2 protein-coding genes are annotated in these 2,778 nt (G+C 47.5%); both read left to right on the top strand.

What is annotated here, in order from left to right:
- Positions 1-62 precede the first annotated feature (62 nt).
- Positions 63-1,064 (top strand): 4-hydroxyproline epimerase, encoded by a 1,002-nt coding sequence (locus tag CAG68_RS04895; protein WP_086046690.1) that lies wholly within the window; start codon positions 63-65, stop codon positions 1,062-1,064.
- A gap of 21 nt (positions 1,065-1,085) precedes the next feature.
- Complete coding sequence (locus tag CAG68_RS04890; protein WP_086046689.1) at positions 1,086-2,618, top strand: aldehyde dehydrogenase (NADP(+)); 1,533 nt, start codon at positions 1,086-1,088, stop codon at positions 2,616-2,618.
- Positions 2,619-2,778: the final 160 nt, after the last annotated feature.

Raw genomic sequence — 2,778 nt, 5'->3', positions numbered from 1 at the left:
TTTTACATTACGTTAACATCACTATTGCTTAATTCAACCATTTTTTCAGCAAGGAGCGAAAAATGAGACAAGGAACTTTTTTCTGTATTGATGCCCACACCTGCGGCAACTCAGTTAGGCTGGTAGCAGGCGGTGTGCCTCCACTCGAAGGCAATACCATGAGCGAAAAGCGCCAATACTTTCTTGAGCATTATGATTGGATTCGTCAGGCACTCATGTTTGAGCCTCGCGGACACTCAATGATGTCGGGGTCAGTTGTCTTGCCTCCTTGCAGTGATAACGCAGACGCTTCTATTCTGTTTATTGAAACCAGTGGCTGCTTACCAATGTGTGGCCACGGCACCATTGGAACCGTCACCACCGCTATCGAAAATCGCCTTATCACTCCCAAAAAAGAAGGTCGTTTGATACTTGATGTCCCAGCAGGACAAATCGAAGTGCACTACCAAACAAAAGGTGACAAGGTCACGTCGGTAAAGATATTTAACGTACCGGCTTACCTTGCCCACCAAGACGTAACCGTGGACATAGAGGGCTTAGGTGAGCTCACTGTCGATGTTGCTTATGGCGGAAACTATTACGTAATCGTCGATCCTCAAGAAAACTACGCCGGACTTGAACACTACTCTCCAGATGAAATTTTGATGCTTTCACCAAAAGTTCGCGAAGCGGTATCTCGAGCGGTTGAGTGCGTACATCCAGAAGATCCAACAGTATGCGGTGTTTCTCATGTGCTATGGACCGGAGAGCCCACTCAAGAAAACGCCACCGCTCGAAATGCTGTGTTTTACGGTGACAAAGCGTTGGATCGCTCGCCATGTGGTACGGGCACAAGTGCACGCATGGCGCAATGGCATGCAAGAGGCAAACTCAATCAAGGAGAAGACTTTGTTCACGAAAGTATCATCGGCAGCCTATTTCAAGGACGTATAGAAGGCATTACCGAAGTGAATGGCAAAGCCGCTATTTTGCCAAGCATTGAAGGATGGGCACAAGTATACGGTCACAACACGATATGGGTAGACGATGAAGACCCATATGCGTACGGATTTGAAGTGAAGTAATAAGGATAGTAAGGAAGAATGATGAACCCACAAGAACCAACCACTTTTTACGCAGTCAACGCCTTTACTGGTGAGCCTCTACCTATAGCGTTTCCGGTACATGGAGAGCAAGAAGTTAATCAAGCCGCCTCAGCCGCCCAAAGCGTTGCGCGTGAGTTTCGCCAACTAAGCAATGCAAAGCGAGCGAGCTTACTTTGCTCTATCGCCTCTGAATTGGAAGTGAAGAGTGAAGAAATCGTTGCTCGTGCTCATTTAGAAACTGCCCTTCCCGAAGCACGTTTAAGCGGTGAAATAGGACGTACCGCGAACCAATTAAGACTATTTGCCGAGGTTGTGAGATCGGGTAATCACCATCAAGCAATTTTCGATACGCCAAACCCAGACCGTCAACCACTGCCAAAACCAGATATTCGCCGTCAGCAAATCGCAATTGGCCCTGTCGCCGTGTTTGGTGCGTCTAATTTTCCGCTCGCATTTTCTACGGCAGGTGGTGATACGGCTTCGGCACTGGCAGCTGGCTGTCCTGTGATTGTAAAAGGCCATACCGCCCACCCTGGCACCAGTCAACTTGTTGCAGAGTGTATTGAGGCTGCACTGGAGAAAGAGTGCTTACCGCAAGCCATCTTCACGCTATTGCAAGGCAACAAACGCGCACTTGGCCAAGCACTCGTTACCCATCCAAAAATTAAAGGGGTTGGGTTTACAGGCTCCGTCGGTGGTGGCCGTGCGCTGTTCAATCTAGCTCAGCAAAGACCAGAGCCAATCCCCTTCTATGGTGAACTAGGGGCGATTAACCCAACATTTATTCTCCCTTCAGCCATACGAGCAAACGCCTCATTGGCTGAAGAGTTTGTGGCTTCTATGACTTTGGGCTGTGGACAATTTTGTACAAAACCAGGCGTTGTATTTGTCTTGAATAGCCCAGAAACGCAAGCCTTTATCGAAATCGCTCAAGGGTTAATTCGACAACAATCAACGGCCACTTTGCTAACGCAAGGAATCCGAGAAACGTATGAATCCGAAGTGGATAAGCGAGCTTCCGAAACAGGCATTAACGTCACTCGTTCTGAACAAGCAGAAGCGACCAATGTCTCACCAGCACTGTTCGTGACGGACAGTAAAAACTGGCGTGAAAACCCGCAATGGGAGGAAGAAATATTTGGTCCTCAATCGTTAATCGTAATCTGTGAAGATTTCGATGACATGTTGAAACTGAGTGATTCACTGACTGGATCGCTCACCGCAACCCTTCACGCTACCGCTGAAGACGAAGAACAAGCCAAGCAACTGCTTCCAAGTTTGGAAGAAATCGCCGGACGCCTTGTATTCAACGGTTGGCCAACTGGCGTCGAGGTTGGTTACGCTATGGTTCATGGTGGACCATATCCGGCTTCAACCAATTCTGCCTCAACATCTGTCGGTGCGGAGGCTATTCATCGTTGGTTGCGTCCGGTCGCTTATCAAGCTTTGCCAGAATCTTTATTGCCGGATTCATTAAAAGCGTCGAACCCACTTGGTATTCAACGCGCCATAGATGGCAAAGTTTCCCAATAAGCTCACCAAATGGCTCAAAAAGGCATCAACTGATGCCTTTTATTTCACTCTACTTCTCAAAACCTTCTTTCCTAGTTGGTTTGTGCCAGAAAAACAATAAACTACTAAAGTAAAATGGATTGGATACAATATTAATTTCACGGGAGACTTCAATGTCACA

The sequence above is a fragment of the Vibrio sp. V42_P2S4T144 genome (assembly GCF_009904715.1).
Taxonomy (GTDB): Bacteria; Pseudomonadota; Gammaproteobacteria; order Enterobacterales; family Vibrionaceae; genus Vibrio; species Vibrio alginolyticus.
This window is presented reverse-complemented; position numbering and strand designations above follow the sequence as displayed.